This window comes from Halomonas sp. NO4 (assembly GCF_010994375.1).
In the GTDB taxonomy this organism is placed as follows: domain Bacteria; phylum Pseudomonadota; class Gammaproteobacteria; order Pseudomonadales; family Halomonadaceae; genus Halomonas.
The window spans coordinates 1-1,278 of sequence record NZ_WHMA01000086.1 but is presented as its reverse complement, the minus strand read 5'-3'; the positions used below and the strand labels follow the sequence as shown (position 1 = coordinate 1,278).

Sequence of the window (1,278 nt, the reverse complement as noted above, 5' to 3'; positions counted from 1 at the left end):
TGCTCTTTAACAATGTGAATCATGCTGACACGTTCTTTCCGCAAGGAAAGAACGAACGTGATACGTCTCAAGCGTATCCGGCATTGTCGTGCGTCATCGCCGACCAGACCCTTTCGGGTTATATGGTCAAGCGATGAAGCGCATACGGTGGATGCCTTGGCAGCCAGAGGCGATGAAGGACGTGACAGCCTGCGATAAGCGTCGGTGAGGTGGCAAATACCCTGTGACCCGGCGATTTCCGAATGGGGAAACCCACCCCGCATCAGCGGGGTATCCCACACTGAATCCATAGGTGTTGGGAAGCGAACCGGGGGAACTGAAACATCTCAGTACCCCGAGGAACAGAAATCAACCGAGATTCCCCCAGTAGCGGCGAGCGACCGGGGACTAGCCCTTAAGCGGCACAACCGATAGGCGAATGAGCTGGGAAGCTCAACCATAGCGGGTGATAGTCCCGTAGCCGAAATCCGAGTGTCGTGAAATCGAGTAGGTCGGGGCACGTGAAACCTTGACTGAAGACGGGGGGACCATCCTCCAAGGCTAAATACTCCTGGCTGACCGATAGTGAACCAGTACCGTGAGGGAAAGGCGAAAAGAACCCCGGAGAGGGGAGTGAAATAGACCCTGAAACCGTATGCGTACAAGCAGTGGGAGCAGGCAGGTCCTGTGACCGCGTACCTTTTGTATAATGGGTCAGCGACTTATTTTCAGTGGCGAGCTTAACCGACTAGGGGAGGCGTAGGGAAACCGAGTCTTAACGGGGCGACCAGTCGCTGGAAATAGACCCGAAACCGGGCGATCTATCCATGAGCAGGGTGAAGGTTGAGTAACATCAACTGGAGGCCCGAACCAGGATCTGTTGAAAAAGATTTGGATGACTTGTGGATCGGAGTGAAAGGCTAATCAAGCCCGGAGATAGCTGGTTCTCCTCGAAAGCTATTTAGGTAGCGCCTCACGTAGCACCGCCGGGGGTAGAGCACTGTTTCGGCTAGGGGGTCATCCCGACTTACCAACCCGAGGCAAACTCCGAATACCGGTGAGTGACGCGTGGGAGACACACAGCGGGTGCTAACGTCCGTTGTGAAAAGGGAAACAACCCAGACCGTCAGCTAAGGTCCCGAAATCCTGGTTGAGTGGGAAACGATGTGGGAAGGCTCAGACAGCTAGGAGGTTGGCTTAGAAGCAGCCATCCTTTAAAGAAAGCGTAATAGCTCACTAGTCGAGTCGGCCTGCGCGGAAGATGTAACGGGGCTAAACCAGGTACCGAAGCTACGGGTG

1 rRNA gene is annotated in these 1,278 nt (G+C 54.8%); it reads left to right on the top strand.

Annotated elements, in window-relative coordinates:
• Positions 1-124: 124 nt before the first annotated feature.
• Positions 125-1,278: ribosomal RNA gene (locus FEF15_RS19185) — 23S ribosomal RNA — on the top strand; the annotation flags it as partial.